Annotated in this window: 20 protein-coding genes; 10 read left to right on the top strand and 10 right to left on the bottom strand. The window is 33.1% G+C overall.

Annotated features, from left to right (window positions below):
• Nucleotides 1–340: 340 nt before the first annotated feature.
• Both ACFQ39_RS09615 and ACFQ39_RS09610 read left to right on the top strand, forming a co-directional pair.
• Nucleotides 341–1369 (top strand): sensor histidine kinase, encoded by a 1029-nt coding sequence (locus tag ACFQ39_RS09615; RefSeq protein WP_377178463.1) that lies wholly within the window; start codon nt 341–343, stop codon nt 1367–1369.
• Nucleotides 1366–2073, top strand: coding sequence for a LytR/AlgR family response regulator transcription factor (locus tag ACFQ39_RS09610; RefSeq protein ID WP_377178461.1), 708 nt, complete (start codon nt 1366–1368; stop codon nt 2071–2073). Before ACFQ39_RS09615 ends, ACFQ39_RS09610 begins: the two co-directional genes overlap by 4 nt.
• Before the next feature lie 88 nt (nt 2074–2161).
• Here ACFQ39_RS09610 and ACFQ39_RS09605 read toward each other — a convergent pair whose 3' ends face one another.
• From ACFQ39_RS09605 to ACFQ39_RS09590, 4 genes are all read right to left on the bottom strand, one after another.
• The gene (locus ACFQ39_RS09605; RefSeq protein WP_377178459.1) at nt 2162–2842 is read right to left on the bottom strand and encodes a head GIN domain-containing protein; all 681 of its coding nucleotides are present in this window, start codon (nt 2840–2842) and stop codon (nt 2162–2164) included.
• Between the two features lie 102 nt (nt 2843–2944).
• Nucleotides 2945–4723 (bottom strand): PspC domain-containing protein, encoded by a 1779-nt coding sequence (locus ACFQ39_RS09600; protein ID WP_377178457.1) that lies wholly within the window; start codon nt 4721–4723, stop codon nt 2945–2947.
• Nucleotides 4720–5073, bottom strand: a complete 354-nt coding sequence (locus ACFQ39_RS09595; RefSeq protein ID WP_377178455.1) for a PadR family transcriptional regulator — start codon at nt 5071–5073, stop codon at nt 4720–4722. Before ACFQ39_RS09595 ends, ACFQ39_RS09600 begins: the two co-directional genes overlap by 4 nt.
• A 101-nt stretch (nt 5074–5174) precedes the next feature.
• On the bottom strand, nt 5175–5570 hold the full coding sequence (locus ACFQ39_RS09590; protein ID WP_377178453.1) for a DUF4870 domain-containing protein: 396 nt from the start codon (nt 5568–5570) through the stop codon (nt 5175–5177).
• 151 nt (nt 5571–5721) lie between these two features.
• Here ACFQ39_RS09590 and ACFQ39_RS09585 point away from each other — a divergent pair, with 151 nt between their 5' ends.
• Complete coding sequence (locus ACFQ39_RS09585; protein ID WP_377178451.1) at nt 5722–6177, top strand: DUF4442 domain-containing protein; 456 nt, start codon at nt 5722–5724, stop codon at nt 6175–6177.
• Between the two features lie 7 nt (nt 6178–6184).
• Here the strand turns inward: ACFQ39_RS09585 and ACFQ39_RS09580 are convergent, their stop codons facing one another.
• Together ACFQ39_RS09580 and ACFQ39_RS09575 are read right to left on the bottom strand one after the other, a co-directional pair.
• Nucleotides 6185–6880: a DUF4369 domain-containing protein gene (locus ACFQ39_RS09580; protein WP_377178449.1), complete on the bottom strand. Its 696-nt coding sequence runs from the start codon at nt 6878–6880 to the stop codon at nt 6185–6187.
• Between the two features lie 49 nt (nt 6881–6929).
• The gene (locus ACFQ39_RS09575) at nt 6930–8198 is read right to left on the bottom strand and encodes a DUF819 family protein (protein ID WP_377178447.1); all 1269 of its coding nucleotides are present in this window, start codon (nt 8196–8198) and stop codon (nt 6930–6932) included.
• 125 nt (nt 8199–8323) lie between these two features.
• Between ACFQ39_RS09575 and ACFQ39_RS09570 the strand changes: the two genes are divergently transcribed.
• Together ACFQ39_RS09570 and ACFQ39_RS09565 are read left to right on the top strand one after the other, a co-directional pair.
• Nucleotides 8324–9316 carry a DUF4421 family protein gene (locus ACFQ39_RS09570; RefSeq protein WP_377178445.1) on the top strand — a complete coding sequence of 331 codons (993 nt, stop codon included), beginning with the start codon at nt 8324–8326 and terminating at the stop codon, nt 9314–9316.
• A gap of 19 nt (nt 9317–9335) precedes the next feature.
• A complete protein-coding gene (locus tag ACFQ39_RS09565) occupies nt 9336–11477 on the top strand; it encodes a S46 family peptidase (RefSeq protein ID WP_377178443.1) in 2142 nt (713 codons plus the stop codon).
• On the opposite strand, the gene ACFQ39_RS09560 is transcribed toward ACFQ39_RS09565, so the two are convergent.
• From ACFQ39_RS09560 to ACFQ39_RS09550, 3 genes are all read right to left on the bottom strand, one after another.
• Entirely contained in the window at nt 11474–11638 is a 165-nt protein-coding gene (locus ACFQ39_RS09560; RefSeq protein WP_377178441.1) for an Arc family DNA binding domain-containing protein, read from the bottom strand. The genes ACFQ39_RS09565 and ACFQ39_RS09560 overlap by 4 nt on opposite strands.
• A 22-nt stretch (nt 11639–11660) precedes the next feature.
• Entirely contained in the window at nt 11661–12518 is an 858-nt protein-coding gene (locus tag ACFQ39_RS09555; protein ID WP_377178439.1) for an SPFH domain-containing protein, read from the bottom strand.
• A gap of 91 nt (nt 12519–12609) precedes the next feature.
• Nucleotides 12610–12777, bottom strand: a complete 168-nt coding sequence (locus ACFQ39_RS09550) for a hypothetical protein (protein WP_377178437.1) — start codon at nt 12775–12777, stop codon at nt 12610–12612.
• A 370-nt stretch (nt 12778–13147) separates the two neighbouring features.
• Between ACFQ39_RS09550 and ACFQ39_RS09545 the strand changes: the two genes are divergently transcribed.
• The 5 genes from ACFQ39_RS09545 (at nt 13148) to ACFQ39_RS09525 (ending at nt 17610) form a co-directional block, all read left to right on the top strand.
• Nucleotides 13148–14188, top strand: coding sequence for a porin (locus ACFQ39_RS09545; protein WP_377178435.1), 1041 nt, complete (start codon nt 13148–13150; stop codon nt 14186–14188).
• A gap of 12 nt (nt 14189–14200) precedes the next feature.
• Nucleotides 14201–14539 (top strand): P-II family nitrogen regulator, encoded by a 339-nt coding sequence (locus ACFQ39_RS09540; RefSeq protein ID WP_377178434.1) that lies wholly within the window; start codon nt 14201–14203, stop codon nt 14537–14539.
• Between the two features lie 41 nt (nt 14540–14580).
• Nucleotides 14581–15771, top strand: coding sequence for an ammonium transporter (locus tag ACFQ39_RS09535; protein WP_377178432.1), 1191 nt, complete (start codon nt 14581–14583; stop codon nt 15769–15771).
• A gap of 73 nt (nt 15772–15844) precedes the next feature.
• Entirely contained in the window at nt 15845–16627 is a 783-nt protein-coding gene (locus tag ACFQ39_RS09530) for a S1/P1 nuclease (RefSeq protein ID WP_377178430.1), read from the top strand.
• 281 nt (nt 16628–16908) lie between these two features.
• Complete coding sequence (locus ACFQ39_RS09525) at nt 16909–17610, top strand: M15 family metallopeptidase (protein ID WP_377178428.1); 702 nt, start codon at nt 16909–16911, stop codon at nt 17608–17610.
• A gap of 99 nt (nt 17611–17709) precedes the next feature.
• On the opposite strand, the gene htpG is transcribed toward ACFQ39_RS09525, so the two are convergent.
• Entirely contained in the window at nt 17710–19593 is a 1884-nt protein-coding gene (gene htpG, locus ACFQ39_RS09520) for a molecular chaperone HtpG (protein ID WP_377178426.1), read from the bottom strand.
• Nucleotides 19594–19793 lie beyond the last annotated feature (200 nt).

Below are 19793 nucleotides of genomic sequence, written 5' to 3'. Positions count from 1 at the left end.
AATATGATCAAAAGCACGAAAAAAGCTTCAAAAAAAAGAATATATTATATTGTTATATACTTTTTCAGAATTAATATTATAATATTTTATCCCATTTATTGTCAAAAACGCATAAATCTGCAATGTAATTTGAAAATTATTAATTCGCTCTCTTCTTATTTTTTTTTTGAAATAAGTATTCCTTCCAAATCCATCTATATTGGTAGCGGGTATTATGAGAGTCAAACCGAATGAAAGTGATATTAATAGTGAAAAGATTCAAAAAAAATATAAGCTGTTATGATTTTAAAAAAAGATACACCTACATTTGTTATAAGACTTGCTTAGGTAACATTATTTTATGATAAAAAGTCACAGAATAAAACTGAAATACCATGTTATTTTTTGGTCTATTTATTTCTTTTTTAATGTAATAAGGTGGGGATCATATTTTAACGATTATCAATATTCTTTAAAATCAAATCTGGTTGAATTTCCATTACACATGATTATCACCTATACAACCATATATTATCTTATACCCAACTATATTGCCACAAAAAAATTTATTCAATTTTTAATCTATTTTGGACTACTACTTGGTGGTATTTATTTTTTAAGAACAGGTTTAAACTACATATTTGTATCAAAAAACCTATGGCCAGAGGCAGATGGTATACATCAAGCCTATACATTTAATCATGTAGTTGCCGTTATAATTGGTGAAGTTTATGTGGTAGCATTGGCATCTGCTATAAAACTTACCTATGACTGGGGAGAGGAAAAAAGAAAAAACAATGAATTATTACAATTGCAAACAAAAACCGAATTAGATTTTTTGAAATCGCAAATTCAACCACATTTTTTCTTTAATACATTAAACAATTTATATGCATTAACAATCATGAAATCTGATAATGCCCCGGAAGTTGTAGTTAAACTTTCTGATATGATGCAATACGTTTTATACGAAGTCAATAATCCATTTGTCGATATTTTAAAAGAAATAAACTATATTCAAGCTTATATCGAACTGGAGGAACTTAGGTTTGGGGATAAAGTAAAGACTGATATAAGTTTGATCGGAGATTTTTCTGGTATTCAAGTACCACCCCTCATCCTCCTTACATTTGTTGAAAATTGTTTTAAACATGGGGCAAGAAACAGTGATAAGCTCAAAATAAGTATCACTTTTGAATCAAAAAAAGATACCATTTATTTTAATGTTGCTAATACAATTGATGGAACCCCAAAAAAGAAAACAAACCATGGTATTGGTCTTGAAAATGTGAAGAGAAGATTGGATCTAATTTACGGTAAAAAGTATAATTTATCGACAAAAATAGAAAATCATAAGTATATTGTAAATCTAGAATTATCTGTCATATGATTATTAAATGTATTTCGATTGATGACGAATACTTGGCAACCAAAGTATTAGAATCGCATCTCAATGAAATTCCGGATTTTAAACTGATTGCTAGTTTTAGCAATCCGTTAGAAGCGATATCAACTATTGAAAATGAAGATATTAATGTCATTTTTATTGATATCAACATGCCTAAAATGAATGGCTTAGATTTTATTAAAAGCATAAATACAAAAGCACACTTTGTAATAACCACTGCACACAGAGAGTTTGCCGCAGAAAGCTATGATTTAAATGTGGTAGATTATTTATTAAAACCGATCGCTTTTAGTCGGTTTTTGAAAGCGACCCAAAAAATAAAGAATCTATTTAAACCTGATTTCCCTCAAGATTATGGGAATTCAGAAAAAACATCCATTTTTATCAAGGTGGATAAAAAACACGTTAAGGTAAAGTTTGATGATATATTTTATGTGGAAAGCTTAAAAGACTATGTGAAAATTTTCACTAAAACAGGTAATTACCTGGTGCACAAATCACTAACAAGTCTCGAGGAAGAATTACCAACCGAAAAATTTTTAAGGATTCATAGATCTTTTCTTATTTCCCTTAATGAAGTTGAATTTATTGAAGGAAATTCTATTCAGATTAATAAGAAAAGAATTCCTATCGGTAGAAAATATGCAGAAACTACAAAGAATATTTTACTCGATATGAATGAATAAGGTTCTCTTCCGTCCTATCAAAAAAAAGTCGCTATTCTAAGAATTAGCGACTTTAATTTGCTATATTTTATTGGAATAAATAAAGTTTTTATCGAGATAAATTCTGTTCTTCTCGCGTATTTCTTACACTACCACCACTGCTTATATCAGTAATTAATCCATCTTTTACATTTACAGAAATATTTCCTCCACTTGAAGCTTTTGCATCACATTTTTCGACCTCGAACCGACTTGCCTGTATATTTCCTCCACTTGAAGCATTTACCATAAAATTATCACATTCTCCTCTTAATAAAACAGATCCACCACTGCTAGCATCTCCATTTACCTCTTTTGCAACTATTACTAAATTTAAATTACCTCCGCTTGAAGCTTTTAATTCAAGTTCTTTTGATCGTATTTCATCTTGTGTTTTAATAGCTGCCCCGCTATGTGCCATCAAGCCATTTACACCGGGCATTGAAACATAAACATTTTTTGCAGATGAACTTCTGATAAAACTTTTTACACTAAGATACAAAACACCATTTTTAACGTGGGTAGTTATAAGCTCTTGCAAGTTTTCATCTGTTTCCACTTTTACAGAAGTTCTATCTTCAATTTTGAGTATAACATTAAGGCCAGCACTGGCATCTATCTTAATAAAATCTTTTGGAATATCTCTTTGGGTGATCACAACATCTCCGTTTCCTTTTGCCCCATTTAAAAAACAGGAAATTGAAAGTTGACTCACAACGAGCAATACAATAATTTTTGATAGGGTCTTCATTAGATTCTAGATTTTAAGGTTTGGTTAAAAGTATTTTGAGATTTTCATTTTGAAAAAATCAATTGCTTGAATTGTCGAATTCTCATGTTGAATGGTAAATCTTTAAATGGAATCCTTCTCACCTTCTATTTTGATTCCATTTTTATCAATTTTGACAGTAGCCTTGCTCTCGGTATCGTCTACTATATCTATATGAACACCTTCATCATCAATTTTCATATTAAAAGATTCTGGCCGAACTGTACCATCACCGTTATCATTACCATCGCTACTCCATTCTAAATCACAATCTGTACATTTCAATCCATCTTGATGCATGACAAAGAAATGCCTCGCCATATCCTTATCATATATGTCGTAGAAATTATCAACATCATAAAGGTAGGACTCTGTTGATTTATCCAAATATATCATTTGATTTTCAGGTAAATACAAGTCTATATACAACTTTTGCTCCTTAAATTTATTCGATAAATCGGTAAGAAAATAACCGTTCAATTCTATTTTTGTTGAGTCAATCATAAATCTATAGTCAATCATTTCTGCGAATTCTCGCGCTGACTCACGGCTATTTCCCTTAGACTTTTTTCTAATCTTCATGTAAGCAGTTTCTCCATCTGCTTGATGAATATCAAACCGAATATTGGTAGAATAAACCCTATCCTCATTGTTGTAATCCGTAACCACATCATAACCCCAACTTCTGCGCAATTCACTATTTCCCAACTTCTCATGGTCGACAAATTTGATGGTCAAAGTATCGGCTGTTGAGACGAACAATTCCTTATTTTCATTCACAACACCGTCAAAAGCAGTTTGCATTACTTGCTTAGTACCAAAGAAGATACTGGTTACCAAAGCTACCAACCAAATCCCAAGTAAAGATAGATTTCCGGTTTTACCCATCGTTTTAGCCTTGCTCGAAAGAATTCTTAACCCCAGTAAAAAAAGCCAAAAAACAGGTATACCTATTAATAAAAATGATAAGATTGAAATCAACCAGATAGGCAAGCCCGAGTTATTAAAAAACAAGGAGTGATCAAAGACCCAGCCATCATGCACAAAATCAATAGAACCTAAGGTAAATACACCTATGACCAATGCCACTAAAAGAGATAATGAAACGATAATTAACAAAATACCTATAAGTTTTCCGATGACCATGAAAATAGTTCCAAAAATATTGCCAATGGCGTCAACTAGTTCTTGGGCACCAGATTTAGCCTTGTTGCCATACTTTTGGTAATCTGCGTTCTTTACTTTTTGACTAGCATCCGAAAAACCAGCTTTTATGCGCTCTCCAGCCTCATTTAATTCTTCTTTAATTTTTTTTTCGATGTTTGATATATTAACCGCTTCACCCATCATTTCAAGCTTTTCGGCAGTTGTATTCGCCTGTGGGAGCAAAATCCATAAAATAGGATATACAATAAAACCAAAACCAAATCCAAAAGCAGCAATTAACCAGGCCAATCTAATCCATATCACATCTATATTGAAATAATGTGCCATCCCAGACGAAACACCTCCAAGAAATTTATCATCTGCATCCCGATATAATTTTTTAGATTTTTTATGTGTATACGTTGTACTGTAATCCATAAAAACATCTTCATCTACAGAGTAATCTTCTGGTTTCCCCATAACTTCGATGATCTCATTTATGTCGTTCTCATTTACAACCTGCCGCACATCTTTTATTTTTTCACTGAGCAATTCACCAATGCGTGACTCTATATCAGCCAAAATTTCATCTCGCCCCTTCGGATCATCGCTTAATGAAGCTTTAACAGATTCTAAGTATTTTTTCAAAGTGAAATAGGCACTCTCGTCTATATGAAAAAAACTTCCTCCTAAATTAATATTTATAGTCTTGTTCATTTTTTGGTCGTTTTAGATTTTTTATTCTTTTTAGTTACTAGTTCAACAGCGGCAACTAAGTCTGCCCATGTTTTGTTTAATTCTTCAAGAAATATTTTCCCGTTTTCAGTCAAACCATAATACTTTCTTGGTGGTCCTGAAGTTGATTCTTCCCATCTATAACTGAGTAAGCCGGCATTTTTCAACCTGGTCAAAAGCGGGTACACTGTACCTTCGACCACTAATAATTTGGCCTCTTTTAACTGATCCAGGATTTCTGAGGTGTATGCATCTTCATCTTGTAAGATGGATAAAATGCAATACTCCAAAACCCCTTTGCGCATTTGCGCTTTTGTATTTTCTATCTTCATTTGTTCATTTTTTAGATGTGAATTAACTCATCATTGATTGAATTTGTTGGGTGATCACGATAATCACTGCAATTAAAATGGTAATCATTTTTTTAAGGTTTTTAGTTGATAAATTTTATTGTTCCGGGGTAATGAAAATCCTCCCCTTTATTTGCACTCATCACACCCAGAATAATTAATATAAACTTCGCGATGGATAAGATGACTAAAAAAACAACTAAACAAATGATGGAGAATAGTAAAAAATGATTCGCTTCATGTGCTGCCATAAAGATGGCCAATGAAATGATCATCAAAACACCGATAGTAAAATATAATGCATAACTTAAATTAAAATTCACTACACTTTTACCCTCTTTGTTCATAGATTCACTTTTCTCCTTTTGTAATTCCCAAACCACCAATGGCACTACGATTCCACCTAATGGAAAAATATAGGCACAAAGACTGCTTAAATGCATCAATAGAGAATTGTTTTTTTCGTTTGTGTTTTTCATTTTTATTTTTGTAAAATACTATCTTATACAAATATATATCTTATCTACACTACTATGCAATACAAAGTACTATAATTAACATTTTTTTAACATTTAACACCAAACATAATTATTTTATAAAATCTTACTATTGCAATAAAGAAGCTATAAAATGGTGTTTACAGTTAGTAAGGTGAATAAATTTATTATGATTAAACTGCCCTCGGCATTTTTATCAGGAGTAAGGTTGAAAGAGATCTCTGATGGGAAAGCAGTGGCATCTGTGAAATTCCAATGGATCAATCAAAATCCATTTAAGTCGATGTATTGGGCAACTCAAGGAATGGCTTCAGAACTTGCTACCGGAATTTTATTGATGAAAGGCGTTGATAATTCTCAGCAAAAATTGTCTACTTTGGTTACAGCTCAAACAGGAGAATTCTATAAGAAAGCAATCGGAAGAATAAATTTTATCTGTGATGACGGTGATAAAATAAATTCAATTATCTCAAAAGCTATTGAAACAAAAGAAGGTCAAAAAGTATTGCTAACTGCTACCGGCTATAATGAAGATCAAGAAGTTGTTTCCTATTTTACTTATACCTGGAGCATTAAACTTAAAACTTAAGTACCTCCTACTCTTCTGCTACTTTAATTTTAATGATGAAATTTTTAAGTTCCTCACCGTATTTTGAGGTTTTAATTTCAGGATTTAATGAATTATAGATACTATCCAACCATACCGTATTGGCATTAACCAAATCGGTTAGAGCAATATAGGGTGACACTTCTTTGTCTTTATGATTGATGGCGTAATTAATTGCGTATAAATATTTTCTTTTTTCTAGTGCCTTTTGTTGATTTTCAATTAAAGTAACAGAATCTGTATTCTGGCTCATTTGTGCCTGCCAATAAGCTTTTTGAAGATCTAGGTTTTGACCGTTGAACTTTTGTATAAAGTCGTAATAATCATCTAATAGATCCTGATTCTCAGATCCATCTATCAAATATTTAAAATTAAATTTTTCTAAACTTGATTTGATATAAACAGTATCTTTTTCACCAAAGAATGGGATTTTTTTATCAGATTTATCCATAGCCAAGTAATACATCTCAGGACTTTCTACAATATCTTTTAAAATAAAATTACTTTCCCCATTTACTTCTACAGAATCTACACTTACAACTAAGGAGTCTATTTGTTTTTGTAAGTAGAACTTACCTTTTCTCAAACCGGTAATATTCCCTTTAACGATCATCAGATTTTCTTCTTCTTTTGCGCAGGAATAAACGATTAATCCCATTAAAACAAGCGCTATTAACTTTTTCATATCTGTTTGTAAATTTGAGCGCAAATATCTAAATTATTTTTAAAAAATATCATCCTTGTATAGAAACTATTCGCATAAGTTCTGCGCATAAAATGGCACCATAGGTTCCTACAACATAACCAAAAACAGCCAAAAGAACTCCAACAGTTGCTAAAGATGGATGAAATGCAGCCGCAACAACAGGTGCCGACGCAGCACCACCAACATTTGCCTGACTTCCTACGGCCAAAAAGAAATAAGGTGCTTTGATGATTTTTGCCACCAAAAAAAGTAAAATCACATGAATAAGCATCCAAACAATCCCTATTAAAATAAGTCCTGGATTGTCTAAAACCATAGTCAAATCCATTTTCATACCAATGGTGGCAACTAGTATATAGATAAAAACGGATCCTATTTTACTAGCCCCTGCCCCTTCATAATTCTTGGCTTTGGTGTAAGACAATACAATTCCCAAAAAAGTAGCAATTGAAATCATCCAGAAAAATTGAGAGCCGAATGAGGAAAAAGCAGAACGACTATCTTTTACTGCTTCAAAATTATTCGTAAGAAAATCAGAAATATAATTTGCCCAAAAATGCGCTAATGCAACAGTAACAAATGCTAATGAGGCAATAATCATATAATCTGTCAGCGTCGGTATTCTTTTTACACTTTCGGAGAATTGCGATACTTTTTTTACCAATTCGTCAATGGCAGAATTATCTGCCTTTAACCATTTATCAATTTTGTCAGACTTACCAATTCCCATCAATAAAGCCGCCATTAGTATATTTGCAACGACAATATCAACCAAGACCATTCCGCCGTATAATTTAGGATTGTATTGGTAAATTTCTAGCATCGCCGCTTGATTTGCGCCACCGCCAATCCAGCTTCCTGCCAGAGTTGCTAGCCCCCGCCATGTAGCATCAAATCCAGCTCCGCCAACTGTTTCTGGTGAAAAAATTGAAATCAATAAAATCGCAATCGGTCCACCAATCACAATTCCAATCGTACCTGTAAAAAACATGATTAAGGCTTTTGGCCCAAGATTAAAGATCGCTTTTAAATCTATACTTAAAGTCATTAAAACCAAAGCAGCTGGCAACAAATATCTACTTGCAACGAAATACAAATTAGAATGAGCATCAGAAATTATTCCTAAAGAATTAAAAATAGCCGGAAGTAAATAGGCCATTAGTAGTGCGGGAACAATTTTGTAAAACTTTTGCCAAAAACCCTCTTTTTTTGAGGAGGTAAAAAAAACAAAGCCCAAACAGAGCATGATTATTCCGAAAACAATGGTATCATCAGTAATTAAAGGTACTTTCTCCATTTCAAAAAAATTTTGGCTAATATATAAATTTATGAATGCTTCGTTTATAAAAGTTAGAAAAGTATTCTTTTAATCTTTGTAAATATTCTTTGGTTTCACCTATTTTTGAATACTATTACAATTTTATGTACAAGTATTTTTTCACAATAATCTTTATTCCTCTGTGGTTACAGGGTCAGAATTTCGATCGACGATTTTCTAAAGATTTTATTGAAGAAATGACCAACACGCTTAATGTAAGATTTGGCCTTGATAATGATATAGAATCATTTGATTTTGATGAGAATGAGCTGAGCTATTCTATTGTACCTAATTTGAATTATAAAATGCGCCTTGCGGTAAATTACAGGTTTCTCTCCTTTAAATTGGGTTATACACCAACATTTTTTGCAAATGCAGACAGCGACAAGAAAGGAAAAACAAAAGTATTTAAAATAGGAGGAGATGTTTTTTTAAACAATTGGTTACAGACATTGGAATACAGTAAAACACAGGGATACTATATTTCTGATATTAAAATCGGGAATGATTATTTGCCGGGTTATGATGACTACATCATCTTACCTAAGCTTAAATCAGTGATAGTAGGATCTATTACCCGCTACAGATTTAATGAAAAGTATTCATTAAAATCACTTATTAACCAAACAGAAATTCAGCGAAAAAGTGCCGGTACTTTTATGCCGAGTTTTATTTTAAAATACAATAAGATCTCAGATTCATCAATTAATGAAACCTTTAATATTTTTGATGCGGCTATTACGGCCGGATACTATTACAATTTTGTCATCAATCAAAGGTGGTTTGTGAATGCAGGTTTTGCTCCTGGTTTGGGTTATGAATATAGCAGAAGAATAAGCGAAGCAGATATGGTAAATAAAACTACCGAAAATTCGGCATTGGTAACTATTTTACTATTAGATTTTGGCATGGGATACAACTCGAAAGATTTTTTTGGTGGATTTAATTTTAACGGGAATTTTTTGAACAGAGATGAAAATCCATTGGTTGATTTCAATACTTCTCGTTCATTCTTTCAAATGTATATCGGATATCGATTTAAAGCCCCAAATTTTTTAAAAAATGCCGTAGATAGCATCGAATATAATACACCATAATAAAAATAGATAGTTAAAAATGAAAAAAATTACTTTACTCTTTATGCTTCTAACCTCTTTGATTTTTGCACAGCAAGGTGGTATGTGGATTCCTTCCTTACTCGAAGGAATGAATGAAAAAGAAATAAATCAATTAGGCGGTAAACTTTCTGCGAAAGATATTTATGATGTGAACAATGCCAGTTTAAAAGATGCAGTTATTCATTTTAATGGAGGCTGTACAGGTGAAATAATTTCACCCCAAGGACTTATTCTCACCAATCACCATTGTGGTTATGGGGCAATTCAATCACATTCTACGGTAGAAAAAGATTTTCTAACTGATGGATTTTGGGCTGAAAAATTATCCGATGAATTACCAAACCCAGGAATGTATGTAACATTTATTAAAAGCATTGAAGATGTTAGCAGTGCTGCCTTACATGGCGTGAGTAATGATATGAATCCATCAGAAAAACAATCTCAAATTGATCAAAATATCAACCAGATTCTAGCTGATGCGAATAAAGAAGAGTGGCAAGAAGCTATGGTCAAACCCATGTATAAAGGCAATCAGTACATGCTTTTTATAACAGAAAAATTCAAAGATATTAGGATGGTGGGGGCTCCACCCTCATCCATCGGCAAATTTGGTTCTGATACAGATAATTGGATGTGGCCCAGACATACAGGAGATTTTTCGCTTTTCCGTATTTATGCAGATAAAAACAATCGTCCGGCAGAATATAGTCAAGAAAATCAACCTTATGTTCCTTTACACTTCTTACCTATTTCATTAGACGGAGTTGAGGAAGGTGATTTTACTATGGTTTTTGGATTTCCAGGAAGCACAGATGAGTATTTACCCTCCTTTGCTATTGATCAACTTGTAAAAACGATCAATCCTGCAAAAATAGAAATCAGAGATAATGCCCTAAAAATTATCGACAAATATATGCGTGCCGATAATAAAATTAAAATTCAATACGCTGCTAAATATGCTAGTACAGCAAATTATTGGAAAAAATGGATTGGCGAAACCCAAGGTCTTACAAAAACCGATGCCGTAGCCAAAAAGCAGAAACTAGAAAGTGAATTTCAAAAAAAAGTAGCCAATAACAGGTCGTATTCAGAGATCATACCGACATTTAACAATTACTATACCGAGTTAGAAGAAATTGCTCTTGCGCAAGCTTATTGGGGCGAGGTTGTAAATAGAAATATAGAATTGTTAAGGCAAACAACCCAACTTTATCAATTTGAAGAAAAAGTAACAAAGAATCCCGAATTATTTGAAATGGAGAGAGAGAAACTTCTGAATAGTTTAAAGGGTTTTTACAAAAACTACAGCGCCCAAGTTGATCAGGAGGTTTTTAAAAAAATAATGGAAATTTATGTATCGAAAAGCCCTAAAAAATATGTAATAGACGAATTAAATACTAACAGTATTGAAGAACTTACAACGCAAATTTATAGTCAATCAAATCTGTTAGATCAAAATAAAGCAACTGAATTGCTAACAGGAAATTTCGATGAAGTTTTAAAAAAATTAAATAATGATGTGGCCTATGCTTTTGGTAAGAAACTTTGTATTGAATACTATCAAAACATTCAACCTCAGTATCAAGCCATTCAACTAAAAATAAATGATTTGCAAAAAGATTATATGAAAGGTTTGATGGAAACCTTTCCTAAGGAACGTTTTTTTCCTGATGCAAATAGTACACTTAGGGTAACCTATGGACAAGTGAAAGGTTATCAGCCCAAAGATGCTGTTTATTACGAACCTGTAACCTATTTAGAAGGAGTGATGGAAAAATATGTGCCAGGAGATTATGAATTTGATCTACCAGAAAAACTGATGTCACTTTATGAGTCTAAAAACTACGGTTCCTATGCTGAAAATGGCAAGTTACCCATTAATTTCATTGGCACAAATCATACGACAGGAGGAAATTCAGGAAGTCCGGCTTTAGATGCCCAGGGAAATCTAATTGGATTAAACTTTGATCGGGTGTGGGAAGGAACAATGAGTGACTATTTTTACGATCCTTCTATTTGTAGAAATATTATGGTTGATGTTCGCTATATTTTATTTATCATAGATAAGTATGCGGGAAACCAGCGATTAATGAAAGAAATGAAATTGGTTCATCCAAAGAGTAAAAAAGGCGGAAATTAATCCGCCTTTTTTTTATTCGGAAAACGGTTCGCATCTTTCAAAACTTTGGACAACATCCACTCAATTTGACCATTGGTAGATCTAAACTCATCAGAAGCCCATTTCTCGATTGCATTTAGAACATTTTCATCAATCCGCAAAGCAAAAGCCTTTTTCTTCATTTTGTCTGTATTACAGCTTATCTTAATGATTTAATGTACCTGCATTCACAATAGGTGTAGCATCTTTATCAGAACACAAAATCACCATTAAATTACTCACCATCGCTGCTTTTCGCTCTTCATCCAGTTCTACAATTTGCTTTTTACTCAATTCGTCCAAGGCCATTTCTACCATGCTCACAGCACCTTCCACAATTTTATGACGAGCAGCGATGATAGCAGTCGCTTGTTGCCTTTTTAGCATAGCATTAGCAATTTCTTGCGCATAAGCCAAATAACCTATTCTAGCTTCTAACACCTCAATTCCTGCCATATCTAATCGTTCTGACAATTCTTTCTCCAAAGCTTCGCTTACCTCATTTACACTTGCCCTTAAAGTAATTTCCTCCTCTGCCCCATCATCCTCAAAATTATCATAAGGGTATAGACTTGCTAATTTCCTAACTGCAGCATCAGACTGAACTCTTACGAAATTTTCATAATTATCTACTTCAAAAGCTGCTTTGTATGTGTTTTTCACACGCCATACCAAAATCGTACTAATCATAATGGGATTACCTAATTTATCATTTACCTTAACTCTTTCACTATCAAAATTGCTCGCTCTTAAAGAGATGTTCTTTTTGGTATAAAAAGGATTTGCCCAAAAGAAACCATTCTCTTTTACAGTACCTATATATTTACCAAATAAAAGTAAGACTTTGGAGGTATTAGGATTTACCAAAAAGAACCCAGGCAACATAAAAAATCCAAAAACAAATAGCAGGGCTGAGAGCATCATTCCTCGAGTTATGCCAAAAACACCAATAGCAATAGCAAAAATAGTTATAGCTAAAAACATATAACCATTCTGAACTTTTATAATTTTTTCGTCTTCCATAATAAGTCTATTTATATTATTTTGATATTATAAATATATCATTTTAATTAAAAAGAAACAAAAAAAATAGCCGCTTAATTGCGGCTACCTCTTATTTATCTTCTATTTCCCTTACCAAGAGTGCTTTGATAATCCCCCGATGCGTAAAACAATTCACTACCTCCCATCTCATTTTTGCATAACTATTAATAAGATCTTCGAAATCCTGTTGCGACTTTACTGCTGTACCGATCTGTTTAATTATTTTATATTCTTTCATTTAATTTAGAATTTAATATTTCGCTAGCTCAAAGATGTGCTAAAAACAAATATAATGATACTTTCGAATGTGCATAATAAATAATTAAATAAGTTCGACTTTATACAAGAGAACATTTCAATATGCATAAAAGATCATTTTAAGGTTAATTACGACTTCTATTTTTTATAAAAAATCAAATTACAAGAAAATACAACTAGTAATTTGATTTTTTTTACTTTCATTTTTTATTCACCCTTCATTTTTAATGGGTTGTTTTTTTTAAAATAATAATAATTACACTCGTACCCCTATTTTTTTTGGGGGTTATATGATTTATTTTACTTTTACCACGACATTTTAAACAATTACTAACAAATATTTAATCTTTATGAAAAAATTATTATTCATTCTCACCGTATTAAGTACTACACTGATTAGTGCCCAAGAAGTAGATTCTACAGAGGTAAGTACAATGGAAAAAATTAAGAAGAATTTTTCTTTTTCGGGAAGTGTAGATGCCTATTTCAGACAGAACCTGAATGCACCCAACGGAGGAGAAAATTCTCAATCCCCCAATACTTCATTTGCCAACCTAAACGGATTTGCATTAGGAATGGTAAATACGATCATTTCTTATGAAGGAGAAAAAGTAGGGGCAGTTGCAGATCTAGTCTTTGGCCCTCGGGGAGCAGATGCCGTATTTTTATCTGAACCAAGTGCGAACATCGTAAATCAGTTATATGTTTATTGGAATGTTAGCGACAAGTTGACTTTTACTTTTGGTAATTTCAACACTTTTTTGGGTTATGAGGTCATCTCTCCAGTACCCAATTTCAATTACAGCACTTCATACATGTTCTCTTACGGACCCTTTTCTCATACAGGTATAAAAGCTGATTATGCTATTTCTGATAAATGGTCTGCCATGGTGGCATTCATGAATGACAATGATTGGACAGAGTACAATCCAACAAATAACTACACTTTTGGAGCTCAATTGGGCTATGACGGAACTTATTTAAATTTCTTGTTTGGACCACAGTTTCAAATTGACTTAACCACAGGTTTCGATCTAACAGACAATTTCTTTTTAGGTTTAAACAGCACTTATTACGATGATGATTTTGGAAGTTTTTATGGTGTTGCTTTGTACCCTCAACTTCAAGCAACAGACAATTTTGCAATCGGTCTAAGAGGTGAATATTTTGCTGAATCTGATGGAGGCGTAGGAGCTATTGGAGGTTACGACGAAGATGGAGATGGATCTGTATTCGCTTTTACACTTACAGGAAGTTATACTGTTGGCGACTTGATCATTAAACCAGAATTTAGATTAGATTCTACAAGTGAAGACACATTTTTAGATAGAGATCTAGATCCAACCAGCTCTTTAAGTTCATTTTTAGTAGCGGCTATTTATAAATTTTAATACAAAACTCTTATGAAAAAAATTGATGCAATTATCCGAAAGTCAAAATATTCGGAAGTGAAAAATGCCTTACATGCAAAAGGAATCACATTCTTTACCTATTGGGATGTAACCGGTGTAGGAAATGAAAAGCAAGGACACGTTTACCGCGGTATCGCATATAGTACATCCGATATCCAAAGGAGATACATCTCTATTGTTGTGAATGATGACTTTGAAGAAGTTACTATTGACACCATTTTAAAAGTAGCCTATACAGGTGAAGTAGGAGATGGAAAAATATTTGTCTCAGATGTTAAGGAAACATACAGAATTAGAACAGGAGAAAAAGGAGGAGCAACTTTAAAATAACAAAAAACATGGAAAATATATTTACAATAAATAATGTCTGGATGATGGTATCAATTTTTTTGGTCTTCGCCATGCATTTAGGCTTTGCAACATTAGAAGCAGGTCTTACGAGATCAAAAAATACTATTAATATCCTATTCAAAAATGTCATGGTTTTGTCTATTGGCTTACTGACCTATACATTTATTGGATTCAATCTAATGTACCCTGGTGAAGATTTTGCCGGAGGGTTTTTCGGATTTGCCGGATTTGGCTTAAGTCTTCCCGAAAACGGGCTTACCGCAGATTATAATCCCGGTTACACCTATTATACAGACTTTTTGTTCCAAGCTATGTTCGCTGCTACTGCCGCAACTATAGTTTCGGGAGCTGTGGCTGAACGTATCAAATTAAACGCATTTTTAATCTTTTCTGTAATCTATGTAGGCTTAGTTTACCCAATCGTTGGGATGTGGAAATGGGGCGGTGGATTTTTAGACGAACTTGGATTTTACGACTTTGCCGGCTCAACACTAGTACACTCCGTTGGAGGCTGGGCAGCCCTTGTCGCTGTTATATTATTAGGCCCTAGAATTGGCAAATACAATGGAGATACAAAAGCCATAGAAGGTCATAATATTCCACTTGTCTTAATTGGTGTTTTCCTTTTATGGTTCGGATGGTTTGGCTTTAACGGAGGATCAGTTCTTAGTGCAGATCCCGGACTAGTGTCACTCGTATTAGTCACAACTTGTATCGCCGCTGCCGCAGGTGCGGTTGGAGCATTCTTTACATCATATGCAATTTTCAAATCTTATGATATCACAATGGTTTTAAACGGTATTTTAGCCGGATTAGTAGGTATCACAGCAGGAGCGGATCTGATGAGTGTAACTGACTCATTAATAATTGGGCTAATAGCAGGTGTAATTATTGTATTAGGAGTAATCCTGCTAGATAAACTTAAACTTGATGATCCGGTTGGAGCGATTGCAGTGCACTTGGTCTGTGGCATTTGGGGAACTTTAGCGGTAGGAATTTTTGGTGATAAAGCAGGAGTGGGTCAATTTTTGGATCAATTAATCGGTGTGGCTGCTGTAGGAGCATTTTGCCTGGTTACTTCATTTATCATTCTTTTCACCATCAAAAAAACAATAGGCCTAAGAGTTTCTGAAAAAGAAGAAATTGAAGGTTTAGATTTACATGAACACGGAATGAGTGCATATCCTGATTTCCGAATGAATGAGCATTAATTTTTAGTACTTGAGTGAAGAGGGAGTCGAAAGGCTCCCTTTTTTTATTATTTTTGATCAAAATTTCTCACAAATGCAAAGATCAATTTTCACATTTTTAGTGATCTTCTTTATTCTCACCACTGTTGTTCTTGGCAAAAATGGAGATTGGGGGCCAACCGGACATAGAACAGTGGGCGAAATTGCACAAAAACATCTAAATAAAAAAGCTGAAAAAAAAGTACGAAAACTGCTAAATGGAAAAAGTTTAGCCTATGTCTCGAATTATATGGATGAGATAAAGTCAGACCGCAAATATGATCAATACAAACCTTGGCATTACGTTAATTATCCTTTTGACCAGAATTATGCTCAATCACAAAAAAGTAAAAATGGAGACATCATTGTAGCCATTGAAACCTCTATAGCAAAATTAAAAAACCCTAAAACTAGTATTGATGAACAGATCATGTATCTTAAATTTTTGATTCATTTAATTGGAGACCTACATCAACCTTTACATATTGGTCTTGAAAGCGACAAAGGTGGAAATGATTTTCAAGTTCGTTGGTTTAATAATGGAAGTAATTTACATCGCGTTTGGGATAGTGATATGATAGAATCTTTCAACATGAGTTATACAGAATTGTCTACAAATATTTTAGATGGAAAAATTTATGATAAAACCCTTGTTTTAGGCACTGCAGCCGAATGGGCGGACTCCACCCATTTATTTACTGCCACACTATATAAAGACATTCAAATTGGGGATAAACTAGGTTATAATTATAGTTATGATCACTTTCATGAAGTTCAAATGCAACTTTATTTATCGGGTATCCGATTAGCTAATATTCTTAACGAAATATACGGATAAAGTTAGTTTTATTTTTTCCCTTCTTTAATCGATTAATTGAATTGCCTCCAGACCAAGGATTATTGTCCGTGAAGTTTTTGATAATTCGTCCATATTTTCTCTTTTTTTATGATTGCTTTTAATCAATAAACAATGATATTATAAATTTAGATGAGTTGATCTTCTCTTTCATCCTAAAGATGAACTATTTATAAGTTTATTGATTTTTTATTAAAACGACCTATTAAGAATAAAATATTTAAGAAAAAACTGCGTTATTAAGTTTACTTTAACAATGCTATATGAAAATTAGGAAGTTTTTTAAATTATTAGTCTTACTTATCTTTATGAGTTTTACGACTAAAACGGAAGTGAAGAGTTTTGGACCTCCTCCATTACATAAAGATTTTGTTTATGTGGAAGATTTAATGCCCAATATCAAGATTGATTTGCGCTATTTTGGATCAAATAATTTTGTAGGCAAACCCATTGCAGGTTACAACCAACCCAGATGTATCCTTTCAAAAGAGGCGGCCGATGCACTATTAAAAGTCCAAGAAGGGCTTGAAAGACTTGGCTTCGGGTTAAAAATTTATGACGCATATCGACCTCAGTCTGCTGTAGATGAATTAGTTGAATGGGCCGATGACGAATCTGATACAGTCATGAAATCTGCTTATTATCCAAATGTAAACAAAAGTGATCTAATTCCTAAAGGATACATCGCTTCGAAATCGGGTCATAGTAGAGGAAGCACCATAGATTGCACAATTGTTTCATTAACAACAGGTAAAGAATTAAATATGGGTAGTTCATACGATCTTTTTGATGAAAAATCTCATATTGAATATCAATATATCACAAAAAATCAAAGGGCCTTAAGACTTTTATTGAGAAGAAGAATGGAGGCACAAGGTTTTAAAGGATACGACAATGAATGGTGGCATTTCACATTGGCAGATGAACCATTTCCAGATACTTATTTTGATTTCCCGATAGAGTAACCAAATTACATTATACATCAAACAAATTAGAAAGTAAAAAGGTCAAGATTAATCTTGACCTTTTTTATTTAAAACCTCTAGTAATAAAGTTTTTTTTGTTTAGCTCATCAATTCAAAGCTTCTTTTAATAAACTGTGTAAGGTCCTTACCCTGAAGCAAGTTTTGTGAAAGTTTCGCAAGATCCAAAGCCTGATTTACATATTCGGTTCGTTTAGATTTTGCACTTAAAATCTTCTTCATCAAATCATTATTGGTATTAACAACAAGATTAAACATTTCAGGGAAATTACTCATTCCCATAAAACCACCTCCACCGGTTTTCTGCATATCTTTCATTCTTCTCAGAAACTCAGGTTGTGTAATTATAAAAGGATTCGATTTTGAATCAAGCGCCTCTAATTGAACAGAATATTTTTCTTTCGGCACAATTCCTTCAATAATTTCTTTTAACTTATTCTGCTCATCCTCAGTTAATTTAGAAATTTGATTTTCTTCCTTCTGAATCAGCTTATCAATAGAATCCGCATCTACGCGACTAAATTTTACCTTTTCATTTTCTCCTTCTAATTTTTGCATTAAATGCGCTACAATCGGAGAATCCATCAACAGAACTTCATAACCTTTGGCCTGAGCCTCTTCAATAAAACTGTGTTGTTCATCTGCATCGCTTGCATAAAGTAAAACTAAATTCCCATCCTTATCTGTTTGTGCAGGTTTTAATTTTTCCTGCAGCTCATCAAACGTAAAATACTTGCCATCTACCGTTGGATAAAGGGCAAAAGACTTAGCCTTATCGAAGAATTTCTCCTCAGAAAGCATTCCGTATTCGATAACAATTTTAATATCGTTCCACTTCTTTTCGAATTCTTCTCTATTATTTTTAAATAGTGATGATAATTTTTCACCAACTTTTTTAGTGATATAAGAAGAAATCTTCTTTACAGCTCCATCGGCTTGCAAGTAACTCCGTGAAACATTCAATGGAATATCAGGTGAATCTATCACTCCTCTTAACATTTGCAAGAAGTCAGGCACAATTCCTTCCACATTATCCGTTACATATACCTGATTTTGATACAATTGAATCTTGTCTTTTTGAATATCAATATTCTGAGTTAATTTAGGGAAAAACAAAATCCCGGTTAAGTTAAAAGGATAATCCACATTTAAATGAATATTAAATAAGGGATCCTCAAATTGCATTGGATACAACTCTCTGTAAAAATCCTGATAGTCTTTTTCTTTTAACTCGCTAGGTTGCTTTGTCCAAGCTGGCGTCGTATTATTAATTATATTATCAACAGTAATCTTTTCAGGTTTAGCATCTTTGTCTGCACCTTCAGGTAACGGAAGCTCTTCCTCTCTTGTGCCGAATTTAATCGGTACAGGCATAAATTTATTGTATTTATGCAACAAATCCCCAATTCTGGCTTTTTCTAAGAACTCTAGAGAATCATCAGCGATATGAAGAATTATTTCTGTACCTCTCTCTTTCTTTTCAACGGGTTCTAATGTGAATTCTGGAGAACCATCACAGGTCCATTTTACCGCCTCATCCTCTTCTCTAAAAGATTTAGTAATAAGTTCAACTTTATCGGCTACCATAAAAGCAGAGTAAAAACCTAAGCCAAAATGACCGATAATACCAGTTTGATTTTTCTCATCCTTATACTTATCAAGGAATTCTTCTGCACCAGAAAAAGCGACATCGTTGATGTATTTTTTAACTTCCTCCTCACTCATTCCAATCCCCTGATCAATGATATGAATTTTCTTTCCTTCCTTATCTATTTTTACCTCTATTTTAACATCGTCGGTATTTCCTTTAAATTCACCCACAGATGCTAGATGCTTTAGTTTTAAAGTAGCATCTGTAGCATTAGAAATCAATTCACGCAAGAAAATCTCGTGATCAGAATACAAGAACTTCTTGATTAGGGGAAATATATTTTCCACCGAAACATTTATTTTTCCTTTTGACATAATCTTAATTTTATAATGGTTCGGGGTGCCTATTGCAAAATGAGTACCAAAAAAAACAGTTCTGTCAAGTTGTCAGAAAATGAAAATTTAAAATCCTTTCGACATTTAAAATAAACCAATTCAATATTTAACGATTTCACTATTTCTAATTGATAAAAAAATTGTTTTGATAAAAATTTCGGTCGCACTTATTTTATTGA

Source organism: Namhaeicola litoreus, assembly GCF_042679565.1.
GTDB classification, from domain to species: Bacteria; Bacteroidota; Bacteroidia; order Flavobacteriales; family Flavobacteriaceae; genus Namhaeicola; species Namhaeicola litoreus.
This window is presented reverse-complemented; position numbering and strand designations above follow the sequence as displayed.

Excerpts from the sequence above, each read along its gene's own strand:
- ACFQ39_RS09615 (WP_377178463.1), top strand. The coding sequence starts at position 341 with ATGATAAAAAGTCACAGAATAAAACTGAAATACCATGTTATTTTTTGG.
- ACFQ39_RS09610 (WP_377178461.1), top strand. The coding sequence starts at position 1,366 with ATGATTATTAAATGTATTTCGATTGATGACGAATACTTGGCAACCAAA.
- ACFQ39_RS09605 (WP_377178459.1), bottom strand. The coding sequence starts at position 2,842 with ATGAAGACCCTATCAAAAATTATTGTATTGCTCGTTGTGAGTCAACTT.
- ACFQ39_RS09600 (WP_377178457.1), bottom strand. The coding sequence starts at position 4,723 with ATGAACAAGACTATAAATATTAATTTAGGAGGAAGTTTTTTTCATATA.
- ACFQ39_RS09595 (WP_377178455.1), bottom strand. The coding sequence starts at position 5,073 with ATGAAGATAGAAAATACAAAAGCGCAAATGCGCAAAGGGGTTTTGGAG.
- ACFQ39_RS09590 (WP_377178453.1), bottom strand. The coding sequence starts at position 5,570 with ATGAAAAACACAAACGAAAAAAACAATTCTCTATTGATGCATTTAAGC.
- ACFQ39_RS09585 (WP_377178451.1), top strand. The coding sequence starts at position 5,722 with ATGGTGTTTACAGTTAGTAAGGTGAATAAATTTATTATGATTAAACTG.
- ACFQ39_RS09580 (WP_377178449.1), bottom strand. The coding sequence starts at position 6,880 with ATGAAAAAGTTAATAGCGCTTGTTTTAATGGGATTAATCGTTTATTCC.
- ACFQ39_RS09575 (WP_377178447.1), bottom strand. The coding sequence starts at position 8,198 with ATGGAGAAAGTACCTTTAATTACTGATGATACCATTGTTTTCGGAATA.
- ACFQ39_RS09570 (WP_377178445.1), top strand. The coding sequence starts at position 8,324 with ATGTACAAGTATTTTTTCACAATAATCTTTATTCCTCTGTGGTTACAG.
- ACFQ39_RS09565 (WP_377178443.1), top strand. The coding sequence starts at position 9,336 with ATGAAAAAAATTACTTTACTCTTTATGCTTCTAACCTCTTTGATTTTT.
- ACFQ39_RS09560 (WP_377178441.1), bottom strand. The coding sequence starts at position 11,638 with ATGAAGAAAAAGGCTTTTGCTTTGCGGATTGATGAAAATGTTCTAAAT.
- ACFQ39_RS09555 (WP_377178439.1), bottom strand. The coding sequence starts at position 12,518 with ATGGAAGACGAAAAAATTATAAAAGTTCAGAATGGTTATATGTTTTTA.
- ACFQ39_RS09550 (WP_377178437.1), bottom strand. The coding sequence starts at position 12,777 with ATGAAAGAATATAAAATAATTAAACAGATCGGTACAGCAGTAAAGTCG.
- ACFQ39_RS09545 (WP_377178435.1), top strand. The coding sequence starts at position 13,148 with ATGAAAAAATTATTATTCATTCTCACCGTATTAAGTACTACACTGATT.
- ACFQ39_RS09540 (WP_377178434.1), top strand. The coding sequence starts at position 14,201 with ATGAAAAAAATTGATGCAATTATCCGAAAGTCAAAATATTCGGAAGTG.
- ACFQ39_RS09535 (WP_377178432.1), top strand. The coding sequence starts at position 14,581 with ATGATGGTATCAATTTTTTTGGTCTTCGCCATGCATTTAGGCTTTGCA.
- ACFQ39_RS09530 (WP_377178430.1), top strand. The coding sequence starts at position 15,845 with ATGCAAAGATCAATTTTCACATTTTTAGTGATCTTCTTTATTCTCACC.
- ACFQ39_RS09525 (WP_377178428.1), top strand. The coding sequence starts at position 16,909 with ATGAAAATTAGGAAGTTTTTTAAATTATTAGTCTTACTTATCTTTATG.
- htpG (WP_377178426.1), bottom strand. The coding sequence starts at position 19,593 with ATGTCAAAAGGAAAAATAAATGTTTCGGTGGAAAATATATTTCCCCTA.